Annotated in this window: 10 protein-coding genes; 2 read left to right on the forward strand and 8 right to left on the reverse strand. The window is 73.1% G+C overall.

Annotated features, from left to right (window positions below; genetic code table 11):
* Window positions 1-93: 93 nt before the first annotated feature.
* Window positions 94-1,515 (forward strand): GH39 family glycosyl hydrolase, encoded by a 1,422-nt coding sequence (locus ACZ404_RS02670; protein WP_468435448.1) that lies wholly within the window; start codon window positions 94-96, stop codon window positions 1,513-1,515.
* Between the two features lie 15 nt (window positions 1,516-1,530).
* On the opposite strand, the gene ACZ404_RS02675 is transcribed toward ACZ404_RS02670, so the two are convergent.
* The 5 genes from ACZ404_RS02675 to ACZ404_RS02695 all read right to left on the reverse strand — a co-directional run bounded on the left by ACZ404_RS02675 (window position 1,531) and on the right by ACZ404_RS02695 (window position 8,773).
* Window positions 1,531-5,337, reverse strand: coding sequence for a lipopolysaccharide biosynthesis protein (locus ACZ404_RS02675; protein WP_468435449.1), 3,807 nt, complete (start codon window positions 5,335-5,337; stop codon window positions 1,531-1,533).
* Window positions 5,330-6,130 carry a polysaccharide deacetylase family protein gene (locus ACZ404_RS02680; protein WP_468435450.1) on the reverse strand — a complete coding sequence of 267 codons (801 nt, stop codon included), beginning with the start codon at window positions 6,128-6,130 and terminating at the stop codon, window positions 5,330-5,332. The genes ACZ404_RS02675 and ACZ404_RS02680 overlap by 8 nt, the downstream gene beginning before the upstream one ends.
* On the reverse strand, window positions 6,127-7,131 hold the full coding sequence (locus ACZ404_RS02685) for a glycosyltransferase family 2 protein (protein WP_468435451.1): 1,005 nt from the start codon (window positions 7,129-7,131) through the stop codon (window positions 6,127-6,129). Before ACZ404_RS02685 ends, ACZ404_RS02680 begins: the two co-directional genes overlap by 4 nt.
* Complete coding sequence (locus ACZ404_RS02690; protein WP_468435452.1) at window positions 7,128-7,949, reverse strand: glycosyltransferase family 2 protein; 822 nt, start codon at window positions 7,947-7,949, stop codon at window positions 7,128-7,130. Before ACZ404_RS02690 ends, ACZ404_RS02685 begins: the two co-directional genes overlap by 4 nt.
* Before the next feature lie 389 nt (window positions 7,950-8,338).
* Window positions 8,339-8,773, reverse strand: coding sequence for a hypothetical protein (locus ACZ404_RS02695; RefSeq protein ID WP_468435453.1), 435 nt, complete (start codon window positions 8,771-8,773; stop codon window positions 8,339-8,341).
* 220 nt (window positions 8,774-8,993) lie between these two features.
* On the opposite strand from ACZ404_RS02695, the gene ACZ404_RS02700 reads away from it, so the two are divergent.
* Window positions 8,994-9,800, forward strand: coding sequence for an SGNH/GDSL hydrolase family protein (locus tag ACZ404_RS02700; protein ID WP_468435454.1), 807 nt, complete (start codon window positions 8,994-8,996; stop codon window positions 9,798-9,800).
* Between the two features lie 134 nt (window positions 9,801-9,934).
* On the opposite strand, the gene ACZ404_RS02705 is transcribed toward ACZ404_RS02700, so the two are convergent.
* From ACZ404_RS02705 to ACZ404_RS02715, 3 genes are read right to left on the reverse strand one after another with little or no spacing between them, the layout of a single operon-like run.
* Window positions 9,935-11,536, reverse strand: coding sequence for a serine/threonine-protein kinase (locus tag ACZ404_RS02705; protein ID WP_468435455.1), 1,602 nt, complete (start codon window positions 11,534-11,536; stop codon window positions 9,935-9,937).
* 45 nt (window positions 11,537-11,581) lie between these two features.
* Entirely contained in the window at window positions 11,582-13,216 is a 1,635-nt protein-coding gene (locus ACZ404_RS02710) for a HoxN/HupN/NixA family nickel/cobalt transporter (RefSeq protein ID WP_468435456.1), read from the reverse strand.
* Window positions 13,213-14,832 (reverse strand): tetratricopeptide repeat protein, encoded by a 1,620-nt coding sequence (locus tag ACZ404_RS02715; RefSeq protein ID WP_468435457.1) that lies wholly within the window; start codon window positions 14,830-14,832, stop codon window positions 13,213-13,215. Before ACZ404_RS02715 ends, ACZ404_RS02710 begins: the two co-directional genes overlap by 4 nt.
* Between the last annotated feature and the right edge of the window lie 16 nt (window positions 14,833-14,848).

The raw sequence follows: 14,848 nt of genomic DNA on the forward strand, positions 1-14,848 counted from the left end.
ACCGATGCGCTCGGCGCACGGCATTTCCGCCGCTTGTTCCGTGTCATCCCAACCCTGCCCGCGCCGTGGCCCGCGCCGTTAGTGTTGTCCTTGATGGGACGTCATGGGTGGTATTCGGGGGCTCGGCGGTGGCGGCTCACCGCCCTGCTCGGTGCGGGAGTGGCCGCGCTGGCCCTGGTGGTGACCTTGATCAACGCGCTGCCCGGCAACGGCGCGAGCACGGCCGGCACCACCCGCGCCGGCGACCGGGTGCACGGCACGCCCGCCACGGTGCCCGCGCACCCGCAGCCGTACGTGGGCTGGGGCTTCACGCACACCCAGTACAGCGCCGACCAGGGCAGCGCCGCGGCCACCGGGCGGGTCGAGCGGCTGCTGGCCAAGGACGGCGGGCTGCCGCAGGACCAGGCCCTCATGGGCTGGGGCGCGGACAACCCCGAGCCGGTGAAGGGCCGTTACGACTTCGGCTCGTTGGACCGCCGCATCGACTTCGTCCGCAGGTCGGGCGGCACCCCCGTCATCACGCTGTGCTGCTCGCCGGACTGGATGAAGGGCGGCCGGGCCGGCGTCGGCAACACCGACTGGAGCCGGGCCGCGCTGGAGACCGCGCCCACCCCGGACCACTACCAGGACTTCGCCGACCTCGCCGCGACCGTCGCCCGGCGGTATCCCGACGTCCGCCACTTCCTCGTCTGGAACGAGTTCAAGGGCTTCTGGAACGACGCCCGGGGCCGCTGGGACTACGAGGGCTACACGAAGCTGTACAACCTCGTCTACCGGGCGCTGAAGAAGGTCGACAAGGACATCATGGTCGGCGGGCCGTACCTGGTCATGGACAGCCTCGACCCGCGCGACCAGAACGCCTCCGGCGCGCTGAAGGGGCCCTGGGGCGCCATGGACCAGCGGGTCCTGGACGCCTTCGGCTACTGGAACACCCACAGGGCGGGCGCCGACTTCGTGGTCGTCGACGGCTCCAGCTACACCAACGACGACGAGCTGCTGCCCGACGAGTTCGCGGCCACCGACAAGCTCACGGCCGTCAGCCAGTGGGTGCGGCGCCGGACCGGGGACCTTCCCCTGTGGTGGGCGGAGTACTACGTCGAGCCCGCCGACCGGGGCGACGACCGCACGGGCTGGTCCGAGACCCACCGCCGGGCCGTCCACGCCGCCGGACTGATCGCCCTGGCCAGGGGCGGCGCCGACTCCGCCTTCTACTGGAACCCGGAGGAGAAGCAGGGCCCGGGCTGCCCCGGCTGCCTGTGGACCCCGACCGACACCGCGGACGGGGGCCGGCCGCTGCCGATGTACGGCCTGCTGTCCCGCTTCGACAAGGCGTTCCCGCCGGGCACCCGGTTCGAGAAGGTGTCCGTCGCCCCGGACGACGTGCCGAACGTGCGGGTGCTGGCCGACAGCCGGACGGTGCTCGTCGTCAACATCCTGGACCGGACGATCAGCGCCCAGGTCGACGGCAGACGGTTCGCCATGCGGGCCTACGAGGTGAGGTGGCTCGACCGCTGAGCCACCCCGCTCCCGTCACTTCATGGTCAGGAACCGCTGCACCAGCGAGGCCAGCAGCAGCGCCAGCAGGGGCACCGAGAACCAGAAGGTGCCCTGCAGCCATCGCAGTCGGCGCACGCCGGGCCGTGCCGCGACCCGGACCACCTCGCGGGCGGTGAGCAGCAGGATCAGCGCCACGGCGGCGAGCGCGCCCGCCACCGACCACGGCGTCCAGGTCACCTGCGGCCCGATCGGCCCCGGATCCGGCTTCGGCACCGGGCCCGCCGGCTGCCTGCGCAGGGCGAAGACGGTGACGTCGTCGTTGACCAGGACCTTCGTCAGTTCCTTCCGGTCGTCCAGATTCCTGAGCAGCCTCGACTCCCAGGTCGCCGAGTAGCCCGCGTCCAGCTCCAGATAGGTGACCTGACTCTCGTTGACCATCAGATACGAGTGCGGACCCGCGTCCTTCAACGCCTTGACCAGGCCCGCCACCAGCACCGGGTCGACCGGCGCCTGCGTCGGCACGTAGTTCACCCGCTCCATGTCGCGCGCGCCCCACGGCATCGCCGGTGTCACGTCGTTGACCGGGTCCTGGGTCAGCCACAGCAGCCGTACGGTCGGCCTGTCGTGGGCGTACACCCAGTTCATGGCCGCGACCTCACCGGGCCGCGTCCTTTCGAACGGCTCGTTGCCCCAGCGGGCCACCAGGAAGCCGCCCATCAGCAGCAGCCCCGCCAGCAGCGCGGCCGGCGGGGCGAGGCTCGCCCGGTCCTGCGCCCGCTCCTCGGCGGTGACCCCGCTGCGCGGGAAGAGGGCGAGGGCGCCGAGCAGGGCCGCGCCGGGCAGGGCGAACATGAAGACGCGCAGCGCCATCTCACCGCCGTACGACTGCATGCCGAAGCCCAGGAACGGCACGAAGGTGAGCACCAGCAGGGACCGCTCCCGGTACCGGTGGAGGCGCCGCCGCCACCAGCCCCAGCAGGCGAGGCCCATCACCGAGCCGGCCAGCAGCACCCGGGTGTACAGCACCAGCTTGTGGGTCGGACTCCCGCCCTGGATGCGGCCGGACACGGAGGTCGAGACATTGCTGCCGACGCCGCCGACCCCACCGAACAGGTCGTCGAAGTGCCCGGACCAGTACGGCTCGGCCATGAAGCCGACCCAGACCGCGACCAGCACCGCGAACAGCAGCGGCAGCCCGCGCAGTTCGGACCGGCCGGCCAGGACCAGGACGGCCAGCACACCGAGCATCACGAACGGGGTGAGCTGGTGCGCCGGCACGCAGGCCGCGTACAGCCCGATCAGCACCAGCAGCAGCACCGCCTTCTGCCGCCGGTCGGTGCGCTCCACCTCGGCCTCGCCCGGGCGCAGCCGGGTCCAGATCACGCCCGGGGCGCGGAACCAGACCAGCAGGACCGCTACGAAGACGAGGTACAGCAGATAGGTGAAGCCCTGCGGGGAGAAGTAGTCCTGGCCGACCCAGCCGCTCAGCACGAAGATCCAGACCCCGGTCCACTTCGCCCGCCAGCTGGCCCGCAGGGAGCGGGTGAGCAGGAACAGCGGTGCCAGATAGGCGAGTTGAACGGCGGTCGGCCACCAGCGCAGGATCTGCGTGAAGTCGTCGACGCCGCACGCCCTGCCGACGAACGCGGCCGCCGCGAAGAACCCCGGCCAGCTCCAGCGGGCGTCCAGGTCCGGTACGGCGGACCCGGTGCGGTCGATGTAGTCGATGAAGCCCAGGTGCTGCCAGGCCGTGGCGAACCGCGGCTCGGTCTCGATCACGGCGGGCAGCGCGTGCAGGGACACCACGGTCGCCAGCAGCGTGACGAGCAGCAGCGCCCGGTGCTCGCGGCGCAGCCGGAGCAGCGAGGCGAACACCGTGACCAGCAGGGCGGCGCCCACCAGCGTCGGCAGCGGCAGCACGGAGACGAGCCCGAGCCCGCCCATCCCGTCCAGATCGGCCTCACCGAGCCGCAGCGCGGGCACCCAGTACAGCAGGAGCGCGGCGACGAGGAGACAGCCGAGGACGACACCGGGGCGGGTGGGCAGCAGAGGGCCGCGGGGGCCGGGCGGCGGCTCCTCGGACCCGGGAAGCACCACCTCCTCGTCCTCCACGGCGCGTCGGAGCGCCGACTCGTCGGACGGCGCGCCGGTCTCCGCCTGCGTGAACGGCGCGTCCACCTCGACCCCGTCGAACGGCGCGGCCACCTCCGCCTCCTTGAGCAGGGCCGCCTCGGCCGGCCCCAAAGACGCCTCGGCGCCCGGCTCCGGCTGCTCGACCGGCGCGGGCAGGCCCGCGGGCGGGGTGCCCGGGCCGGGCCGGACGTCCGGCCGGCGTTCGACGTGGTCGAAGTCGACGTGGATGCCGAGGGCGAGGGTGTCGTGGTCCAGCGACCAGGCCGGGCCGCGCCGGTGCGCCGCCGAACCGGCCGGGACCTCGCGGGGTCCGAGACCGAGGTCGGCGAGGTCGCCGTCCGGTGCCGCGGTCTCCGGTACGGGGGCGGGCGCGGAGCGGATCGTCCGCCACAGCCGGGGCGCCGCGATCGCCACGATCACCGTGAGGCTGGCGATCTCGGCGACACCCGCGCCGGTCAGCCCCATCCGGGGCAGAAGCAGCAGCGTCAGGCTGAGCACGAGCACGCACAACAGGCCCTGCAGCCAGGCGAGCCCGGCGGTGCGGCTCTGCGCGCGCAGCACCGCGAAGTACGTCTCCATCACCACCCGGAGCACCCCGCCGACCGCGAACCAGCGCAGCAGCGGGGTCGCCGCGTCCGCGTAGCCGGGGCCGAAGACGCCCAGGATCCAGGGGGCGCCGACGAACAGCACCACGGCGATGGGCAGCATGATCCGGGCCATCCGCTTCAGCGCGGACCGGGTGTTGGCGGCCAGCCGCCCCGGGTCGTGCGAGCCCTCGACCGTCAGGGAGGCACCCATGTTGATGGCGAGCAGGTTGGTGGTGCCGCCGATGGTGGTGGCGATGTAGAAGTACGCGTTGTCCTCGGAGCTGACCTGCGAGGCGATGATGACCGGGACGAGGTAGACCACGGCGAGCGAGAAGAGCGAGCCGGTGTAGTCGCCGGCCAGGAACCTGCCGATCTCCTTCAGCGACGGCGGGCGGGCGTGGTCCTCGGTCGCCTCGACGTGCCGGGGCACCAGCCGCCGGAACACCAGCCAGCCCAGCGGCACCACCGAGGTGGCGATCGCGGCGATCCAGGACACGAAGACGCCGGTGGTCGGGACGGCCACCGCCAACGCGACCAGCAGGCCCAGCTTGACCGCCGAGAACACGGTGTTGCCGACCGGCACCCAGGGCGCGCTGCGCAGCCCGGTCAGCACACCGTCCTGCAGGGTGAGCAGGTTCCAGGCGACGACGGCCGCGATGAAACCGAGGCCGTTCACCGGCCCGTGCAGGAAGCGGTACGACGGCCCCCAGGTGTCCAGTGTCAGCAGGAAGAGGCCGGCCGCCAGCGCGACGACCAGCGAACTGCCCGCGTAGGTGCGGAAGACGAGCCGGGCGGTGCGCCGCCCGGACACCGGGATGAAGCGGGCCAGGGCGCCGGTCAGGGTCACCGCGGTCAGCCCGGCGAGGAACTTCATCGCGGCGATGGCGGCCGAGCCCTGCCCCACCGCGGAGTCGGAGTAGTAGTGGGCCGCCGCCAGCCAGAAGCCGAGGCCGAGGACGGCGGAGATGCCGGTGTTCAGCATCAGCGCGTAGGCGTTGCGGAACAGCTGGCTGCCGCCGGGGGGCCGGCCCGTCCCGGGCAGGCGGAGCCGGCGCCCGGACGGTGCGGGCGCCGCGGTACCGGGCGTGGCGGTGTCGGTGGTGGTCGTCGTGTCAGACACGGGAACGGATGGCCTTCCGGCGGACCTGGCGTGCTCTGCGGACGAGGGCGTAGCCCTTGGTGAGGGCCCGGTCCCGGGCGAACGTACGGGCGATCGCGCGGCCCTGGAGCAGCCGCTCGAACTCCTCGATGCCGGTGCTGCGGCGCACGGTGACGCGTTGCAGGGCGTACGGCCCCTGCCGGCGCCGGGCGAGCCCGTTGCCGACGGCGAGCGCCTGGTCGTACCCGGCCGCCCGCACCGCCCGGCGGACCCGGCCGCTGGAGTAGCCGTAGGGGTAGGCGAACGACAGCGGCCGGGTGCCGAGTTCGCCGGTGACGATCTCGGTGCAGCGCACCAGTTCCGCGTGCAGCGAGGCGTCGTCGAGCTGGTCGAGCTGCGGGTGGGTGTGGCTGTGCCCGCCGATCTCGACGCCGGTGGCGGCGAGGTCGCGCACCTGCTGCCAGTCGAGCATGGTGTCCAGGCCGCCGCCCATGTCGTGGGCGCCCCGGATCCAGCCCGTCGAGACGAACAGGGTGGCGGGGAAGCCGTGCTTGGCGAGGACGGGCAGGGCGTGCCGGTGGACGCCCTCGTAGCCGTCGTCGAAAGTGATCAGCACCGGCCGCGCGGGCAGCGCCCGTCCGGACCGCCAGCCCGCCGCCAGTTCGGCGGTTGTCACCGGCGTCAGCCCCAGGTCACCGACGAGTGCCAGCTGCTCGGCGAAGGCCTCCGGTGCGACCGACAGACCCCGGGTGGCGTCGTTGGGCGCGCTCGCGACGGAGTGGTACATCAGAACCGGTACGGCTGCGTCGGTCATGTGTCCGCTCCCTCCGCCGCACTGCCCGCGGCGACCGGCACCACCGAGAAGGTCGCCGTGCCTCGCCGGGCGCGTGCCGTGCCCACCAGGTAGCCGCCCGCCGCCGTGAGCACCCCTGCGACGATCGCGCCCGCGCGCCCCGCGCCGCCCGGGCGGGCGAGGAGGGCGTCGCGCAGGCCGCGGGCGATTCCCGCGGGCAGGACGCGGGTGGTGTAGCGGCGTTCGGACTCCAGGCCCTTGGCGGCGCCGACGCTGCGGGACACCAGGGCCTTGGAGAGGCCCTCCGCGTAGGTGCGGGTACGGAAGTAGGCGAAGTGCTCGCGGGCTTCCGGCACCCGGTGGTGGATCACCGCCCGGTCGTCGATGAGCAGAACGGCGTCGGGCCGGGCGCGGCCGAGGCGGATGCACAGCTCCGTCTCCTCGCAGCCCAGCGGGCGCCGGTCGCCGTCGCGGCCGATGCCGGTCGCGAAGCCGCCGGCCGCCTCGAACGCCGAACGCCGGAAGGAAGCGTTTCCGCCCAGCACGTTGCGCACCCGGACCCGGCCCGGCGGCAGACCCCGGTAGGTGCAGCCGACCACCCAGTCGAACTCCTCCGGGAACCAGGCCGGGCGACGGCCCGACGCCCAGACCGGCACCGTGCGGCCGCCGACCGCCAGCACGCGCGGGTCGGCGTACCCCTCGGCGAAGCGGCGCAGCCAGTCCCGCTCGGCCACGGCGTCGTCGTCCAGGAAGGCGATCACCTCGCCCCGGGAGGCGGCGATGCCGGTGTTGCGCCCCGCCGACAGGCCGCGCGGCCCGGCGTTGGCGAGCACGCGCACCCCCGAGGTCTCCTTGTACTCACGCTCCAGCCGCTCCCGCAGGGCGGTGTTGTGGTCCACGACCAGAAGTGTCTCCAGCGCCGGATACGACTGCGCGCGCACCGAGGAGACCGCCGCGAGGATGTCCTCCCAGCGGTCCTCGGTGTACACGCAGATCACGACGGAGATGCCGGGATCCTTCAAGACACCTCTCCCCGGACCGTGTCGAGCAGCGGCGAGGGGTGTTCCTGGCGGCGCAGCTCGCGCCGGTTGGAGCGTTCTCCCAGGATCACCTTGAGCACCCGGAAGCCGTCCCGCACGGCCCGCAGATTGCTCGTGCCGTGGATGCGCAGGTACTCGTGGCTGGGGATCTCCTGCACCTTCAGCCCCGCCTTGACCACTCTGATGTTCATCAGTGTCTCGACCTCGAAGCCGGTGCAGTCGAGCTCGATCTTGTCCAGGCAGTGCCGCCAGAACGCGTTGTAGCCGTAGCACAGGTCGGTGTAGCGGGCGCCGAACTTGCGGTTGACGACCGTGCACAGCGCCCAGTTGCCGAGCTTGCGGATGAAGGTCATGTCGTCGGTGCCGCCGCCGTTGGCGAACCGCGAGCCCTTGGCGAAGTCGGCACCGGAGACCAGCGCGGAGACGTACGACACGATCTCGCCCCCGTCGGCCGAGCCGTCGGCGTCGACCATCACGATGATGTCGCCGGTGCACGCCTCGAACCCGGTGATCAGGGCGTCCCCCTTGCCCTTGCCCCGCTGTTCGACGACCTTCACCTGCGGCCACAGCGAACGGGCCACCTCGACGGTGTCGTCGGTGGAATTGCCGTCCACCAGAACGACTTCGTGTATCCAGTCCGGAAGGGTCTTGAAGACGTAGGGCAGATTCTCCGCCTCATTCATGGCGGGAATCACCACGCTCACCGGCGGAGTGATCGCCAGGTGAGAGGAGATGGGCCGATAGTGGGCGGCGATTAACGGATCTTGGCCCGCATTCGGCGTACGCAGAACGGAACTCATGAGCTGGTCCCTCTCGTCCGGTGGACCGCCCGCCCCTGGGCGGCCCGGCTCTGTGTCCGGTTCGAAAGGGGGGTTCTCGTCCCCGGCACGGCGAACCGCTCTCCGCACCCGAGGATGAGCTGGCAAAGCTGGCCGGCCTGCCGGAAGAAGAAGGCAGCCGGTCGCGCGGCACGGCTCGGTCACACACTGCGGTCACCGAGCGCGGCACCCCCCTACCGCGCCCCGCGACGGAACGTCACGGCCCTGAGCCCTCCCCTGAACCGTATGACGACGGACCGATGCGGGTGAGATGTACGACGGTATTGACGATTGAAGCAGAATGGCAAGACCTGGAAGGTGGTCTCACGTTTTTGTTGGTTTGGCCGTTACACAACGTTGACCTGCATTGATCACTCTTGGGAGTGTTTCCTCGAACGGAATTTCCCCCGGGCGAGGACGGACAGGAAGAGCAGCAGACTGAGCCCGGTCACCGCGACGACTCCGCCGCGGACCGACCAGCGGTGCACGGCCAGCATGCCCTGGGCAACCAGCATGTCCACCACCACCGCGCCCGCAAGCGCGGTGAGCACCCGGCCGTAGGGATCCAGCCCGCGCAGGGTTGCAGCGATCCCCGCGGCCGGCGCCGCGAGCAGGAAGAACAGCGTGCACGGACCGCGCAGCGGTGAACCGGAACCGGTGAGCGCGAGTAGCGCGCCGACCGCGCCGACGGCCGTGGCCGCCCCCGCGAGCAGCGGTGACAGGTCCCTCCCCGGCCCCGTCCGCGCCCGCCCGGCGTCACCCTCGGCGCCGTCCGGTGAAGGTGTCTTGATACCTAAGGTCTGCATTGGCGACTTTGCCCCCCGACGCGCCGGATGCCGGGCTTCAATGTCGCGCAGGCCCGAGCGGCCCGTCAAGACGACCGTCCGCCTCTAAACATGTGTTCCCGTCAGGTCCGGCGCGCTCTTCGTGGTGGAGAAACCCCAAAAGTTTTGGCATGGACACTTCCTGTCAACACGCGTAGTTGCTACGACAGTTATGGCAGAGATCCTGCTAAAGGGAGGTTCCATGAGACGTTCCCGACTTACCGGATTCGTGACCTCGCTCCTCCTCGCCGCCGGCCTGTCCCTCACCGGGGCGGCGACGGCGCAGGCTTCCTCGACAGCCGCGACCGGCGGCTACGTGGCTCTCGGCGACTCCTACTCCTCAGGGGTGGGTGCCGGCAGCTACATCAGCTCCAGCGGTGGCTGCGACCGCAGCACCAAGGCGTACCCGTACCTGTGGAACGCCGCCCACAACCCGTCCTCGTTCGCCTTCAACGCCTGCTCCGGCGCGAAGACCGACGACGTGCTCGCGAGCCAGCTCGGTTCCCTCAACTCCGCCACCGCCCTGGTGTCCCTCACCATCGGCGGCAACGACGCGGGATTCTCCGACGTCATGACGACCTGTGTGCTCCAGTCCGACAGCGCCTGCCTGTCCAAGATCAACGCGGCCAGGGCGTACGTCGACTCCACGCTCCCCGGCAAGCTCGACACCGTCTACGACGCGATCAGCGCCAAGGCCCCGTCCGCCCGGGTGGTCGTCCTCGGCTACCCCCGGTTCTACCTGCTCGGCCAGACCTGCCTCGGCCTGTCCGAGACCAAGCGGTCCGCGATCAACGGTGCGGCCGACTACCTGGACACCGCCATCGAGAAGCGCGCCCTGGACCACGGCTTCGTCTTCGGCGACGTCCGCACCCCCTTCACCGGCCACGAGATCTGCTCCGGCAACTCCTGGCTGCACAGCGTCAACTGGCTGAACATCACCGAGTCGTACCACCCCACCGCGGCCGGCCAGTCCGGCGGCTATCTGCCGGTGTTCACCAACGCGGCCTGAGCCGCACGGGACGGCACCACCGTCCATCCGAGCCTTCGCGCGTCCACCCGTCCGAGTGAACTGTCCGGGTGAATTCCCACGAGGGACCCTCAGGGATTCCGAGGGTCAGTCCTCAGGGGGTTCTCAGGGGGTTCTCAGTGGGAAGCCGAAGGAGACGCGGAGGCCCCGTCCGACGGGGTCTCCGTCGCCGTCGAGCAGGTCACCGAGAACGGCACGGAGTTCGACGTCGTCCGCACGGGAGCGCGCACCTCGACGCTGATCTCGTTCTCGATCGTCCCGCTGCCGGAGTAGGCCGTCACGGTCACCCGCGTCTGCCGCGTCCGCCCGCCGTCCGCCGGGAACGACAGCGTCTTCCACTCCGGGTCGGAGACCGACCCGTGCGCGAGCACCCACCGGTACTCCACCTGCGTGGGCACCCGCCCGACCGTGAACGTCGCCGTGAACGCGGGTGCCTGCGCGGTCGGCGGCGGACAGCTCCCGGCGTACGTCGTGTGCGCGCCGGCCAGCGTGACGTGCACCGACTGGGCCGGCGCGCTGCTCGCCGGGCCGCTGCTCGGCGAGGGCGGCGGCGCCGACGTGTGCGCACCGCTGCCGGAACCGGGGGAGGCGGAGTGCCGCGCGGTGCCGCTCGCCCGGCTGGTGTGCGCGCCGTCGGTCCCGCCGGAGCCGTTGTCGCGGTTCAGCAGCGCGTACGTCAGCCCTGCCAGCGCCAGCACGAGCACGAGCACCCCGGCGACCAGCACCGCGCCGGCCCGCCTGCCGCGCTCCGGTTCACCGGCCGTGGTCCGGGGCTCCTGATACCCCGTGGGCAGCGGCATCGGCGGGGTCGGAGCCGGCTGCCGCGGCCCGGCCGCGAGCGTCGGGTCGTACGGCGAGACCGGCACCGGCGCGGTGCGGGCGGAGGGCGCCCCGCCCGCCGCGACGATCCGCAGGTCGTGCTCGGCCTGCTCGGCGGACAGCCGCTCGGCGGGGTCCTTGCGCAGCAGGCCCTCGATGACCGGGGCGAGCGGCCCGGCCCGGCGGGGCGGCGGCAGCTCCTCGTCCACCACGGCACGCAGGGTGCTCAGCGGGGTGTCCTGGCGGAACGGGGAGTCACCCTCCACGGCCGCGTACAGCAGCACGCCCAGCGACCACAGGTCCGACTCAGGGCCCGGCGTGCGCCCCAGCGCGCGCTCCGGCGCGAGGAATTCGGGGGAGCCGATCACCTCACCGGTCATGGTCAGCGCCGAGCTGCCCTCGACCGTGGCGATGCCGAAGTCGGTGAGGACCACCCGGCCGTCGTTCGCCAGCAGCACGTTCGCCGGCTTCACGTCCCGGTGCAGCACCCCGGCGGCGTGCGCGGCGCGCAGCGCGGCCAGCACCTCGGCACCGACGTGGGCGGCCCGCTGCGGCGACAGCGGACCCTCGGCCTCCAGCTGGTCGGCGAGGGACAACCCGCGCACCAGCTCCATCACGACCCAGGGGCGGCCGCCCTCCAGCGCCACGTCGTACACCGTGACGACGTTGCGGTTCGCCACCCGGGCCGCCGCCCATGCCTCGCGCTCCAGGCGCGTGTACAGCCGTTCGACGTCCGACGCGGGCAGTCCGGCCGGGGCCCGCACCTCCTTGACGGCCACCTCGCGGTGCAGCACCTCGTCACGGGCGCGCCACACGGTGCCCATGCCGCCCTCGCCCAGCGGGGCCAGCAGACGGTAGCGGCCCGCGATCACACGCTCAGGGCCGTATTCTTCGGACACGGGCGCCCCCCACGGCATCTCACGTGATTCCTCCACAAACGTAGCTCAGCCCAGCGCCGATGCCGCCCCCTTGAGCACCAGTCCGGCACCCAGGGCGACGACGACCAGCGCGGACACGAGGGGCAGGGTGCGGTGCACCAGGCCGGCCACCGGATGGGTGCTCCAGCGCGGGCGCCGGTCCAGCACTCGGGTGACCCCCGAGCCCAGCCGGACCACGGCGAACCCGGCCGCCGTGAGCGTCAGCGCCAGCCCGGCGCCGTACGCCACGACGAGCAGCAGCCCGAACCAGGCCTTGCCGAGCGCGGCGGCACCGACCAGCACGACGACCGCGGAGGGGCTGGGCACCAGCCCGCCGGCGAACCCGAGGAGGATCGTGCCGCGGAGGGTGGGGGCGGTGGGGTGGCTGTGGGTGTGACCGCCGTGGGTGTGCTCGAGGACGTGCGCGTGGGGGTGGGGGTGCCCGTGCGGGCCGTGGTCGTGACCGTGGTCGTGCTGGTGGTCGTGGTCGTGATGGCCGTGGTCGTGACCGTGGTGGGGGGCGCCCACGGTGGCCAACTGGCGCTCCTCCACCTCCGCATGGGCATGCGTGTGCCCGTGTCCGTGCGCATGTCCGTGTCCGTGTTCGTGTTCGTGTTCGTGTCCGTGGGAGCGGTTGCGCCAGGCCCGGCGTACGAGGTTGGCGCCCGCCGCGAGGACGAGGAGGCCGCTGGCGATGCCCAGCCAGGCGATCACCGACGGGGTGGCGGCGGAGCCGGCCGTGACCAGCAGGCCCAGAGCGACCACGCCGAGGGTGTGGGTCACCGTGACCGAGGCGGCCAGCGGCAGCACGTCCCGCAGCCGGGCCCGGCCCCCGCGCGCGGCGGCCGAGGCGGCCATCAGCGTCTTGCCGTGCCCCGGCGCGAGGGCGTGCAGGGCGCCGAGGACGACGGCGACGAGGAGGGCCAGCGCGGCGAAGCCGAGGGTGAGGTGGTCGCGGGCCACCAGGTTGTCCAGGGCGCGGGTCCAGCGGTCGGCGCCGCGCGGCAGGACGGAGGCGCCCGGTGCGTCCTGCCGCTCCTCGGCGAGGGCCGGGCCTCCGGGGCGGACGCGCAGCGAGGCGTCGACCGTGTCGGCGGGGGAGGACAACAGGTCCTTCGGATAGGTGGTGAGTTCGTGCGAGACGGAGCTCTTCGGTACGTCCGTCCCGGTGAGCGTCATGCGGTCGCCGCGCGCGGTGATCTCCCGCCAGCCGGGCCCGCTGGTGGCGCCCGCGCTGTGGAAGCCGACGGCGACGGACCGCGTGTGGGGCAGGGGTGCGGTGAACCGGCACGTCACGCGAAGGGTGTGGAGCCCGGCCTGGCCCGGCCGCAGCTCGGCCCGGGCGGAGCCCGGGGTCAGCGTGGCCGGCCGGCCGGCGACGGTGAGTCTGCTGTCCCGCGCGGCCCCGGCGCAGCGTTGCTCGGCCCACGACGCCAGGCCGAGTCGCTGGATGCCGGGCTCGGCCTGGGTCGCCGGGATCTCGGCGAGGTCCTCCACGTGGTCGACGCGGAGCTGCCCGGGGGCGGCGACGAGACCGTCGTAGCGGTTGACGGTGAAGTTGCCGAGGGGGTGGGCGCTCGCGGCCGTGGCCGGGGTGAGCGCGAGGGCGCAGGCGGCGGTGAGGACGGCCGCTGCGGTGGCGAGTGGGCGGCGGAGGTTCACCGGGCCGCCTCCAGGGCCTTGCGGGCCTTCGCGGCGCCCAGGGGGGAGAAGCCGGGGTTCAGCTTCAGGGCCGCCCGCAACGAGGCCCGGCCGTCCTTCTCGTGGCCGGTGGCCAGCTCGATCATGCCGCGGTGGTAGAGGAAGGCGGCGTTGCGGTAGCCGGTGGCCGTGGCCCGGCGGGTGTACGTCAGCGCTTCGCCGTCGCGGCCGTTGACGTGCAGGGCCCAGGCGAGCGCGTCCGCGGTGTGCACGGTGCGGCGGCGGGCCCACTCGGCGCGGGCCGCGTGCAGGGCGGAGGTCTTGTCGCCGTGGTCGGCGGCGGCCAGAGCGGTGTCGAGGTCGGCGTTGACGCCGTTGGCGCGGGCCAGGGCGATCCAGGCGTCGACGAGGGCGTATTGGTCACGAGCGCGCGCCCGATCGCCGGGCTTGCCGCGGGACTCGTACAGTTCGCCGAGTTCGACGAGCGGGCCGGGCAGCGGGTAGCGGGAGACGACGGTCCGCATACCCTTGATCGCCTCGTCGCGCCTGCCGACCGCCGCCTGTGCGCGGGCGCGGCCCTCGAGGGCGGGGAGATAGGTGTCGTCGGCGGCCAGGGCGCGGGCGTAGTGGCCGAGCGCTGCCTTGTAGTCGCCCTGGTTCCAGGCGAGTTGGCCGAGCTGGGCGGCCACGTAGGCCACGTCGCCGGACGAGGTGGCGCCTGCGAGCGCCTGCTGGAGCACGCGGTGGGCGGTCTTGACGTCGCCGCGCAGTTCGTGCACGTAGGCGTACCGGGTGAAGACCGGTACGCCCGGCTTGCGCGCGTCCGCCGTCTCGGCGGCCCGGGAGGCGTCGGCGTACCGGCCGAGTTCGACGAGGGCGTCGATACGGGTGGACAGGGCGCGTTCGCTGTACGGGTTCTGCTGCAGAGCCCGGTCCGCGTAGGTGAGGGCGTCCTGGAAGTCGTGCCGGGCGGCGGCGAGGGCGGCCCGGCCGGCCAGCGCCTGGTCGTTGCCGGGGGCCAGCGTCAGAGACCGCTTCAGGGCCTTCTCGGCCTGCGGGTACCGGGCGGGGTCGCCCTTGGTCCGCGCCTGCTCGTCGTAGGCCAGACCGAGGGTGGCCCAGCCGCTGTAGTCCTTGGGCTGGGACCGCAGGTGAGCCTGCAGCGCGGCGATGCTCGCGTCCAGGTTCCCGCTGCCGAGCAGCCCCGGGTCGACGGCACTGGACGCCGCCACCGGCGTCGGCCCCTGCTCCCGCGCCGCCCCGAAGGCGATGGCCCCACCGGTCAGCGCGACGGCCGTCAGCACCGCGCATCCCGCCAACTGCACCCCCCGCCACCGCCGTCCCGCGGCGGCGACGCGCCGCACGGCGGCAACCTTGCGCGCGTCAGCGGACCGATCCGCTTCCGGCCCGGAGCCTGCGCCGGAGCACTCCGCCGAGCGAACGGCGCTTCCGGCCGCCGGTGCGGAGTCCTCCGACGGAGTGGGAGCGTCGGCTGGACTCCGGTGCGCATCGGCCCCCGCCGTCCGACCCCCGCCCGCCGAACCCCCCGGTGTCCGCGACGGTGTGTCGTGGGGGTCGGGGTCCGGCGGGGTGGGCCCGGCGGCGGTGGGCCTGTCGGCGGGGGTCTGCGGGGGCATGGGTCTCCTCGGTCGC

The organism is Streptomyces sp. NPDC030798 (genome assembly GCF_055572275.1).

Excerpts from the sequence above, each read along its gene's own strand:
- ACZ404_RS02700 (WP_468435454.1), top strand. The coding sequence starts at position 8,994 with ATGAGACGTTCCCGACTTACCGGATTCGTGACCTCGCTCCTCCTCGCC.
- ACZ404_RS02680 (WP_468435450.1), bottom strand. The coding sequence starts at position 6,130 with ATGACCGACGCAGCCGTACCGGTTCTGATGTACCACTCCGTCGCGAGC.
- ACZ404_RS02715 (WP_468435457.1), bottom strand. The coding sequence starts at position 14,832 with ATGCCCCCGCAGACCCCCGCCGACAGGCCCACCGCCGCCGGGCCCACC.
- ACZ404_RS02695 (WP_468435453.1), bottom strand. The coding sequence starts at position 8,773 with ATGCAGACCTTAGGTATCAAGACACCTTCACCGGACGGCGCCGAGGGT.
- ACZ404_RS02690 (WP_468435452.1), bottom strand. The coding sequence starts at position 7,949 with ATGAGTTCCGTTCTGCGTACGCCGAATGCGGGCCAAGATCCGTTAATC.
- ACZ404_RS02670 (WP_468435448.1), top strand. The coding sequence starts at position 94 with ATGGGACGTCATGGGTGGTATTCGGGGGCTCGGCGGTGGCGGCTCACC.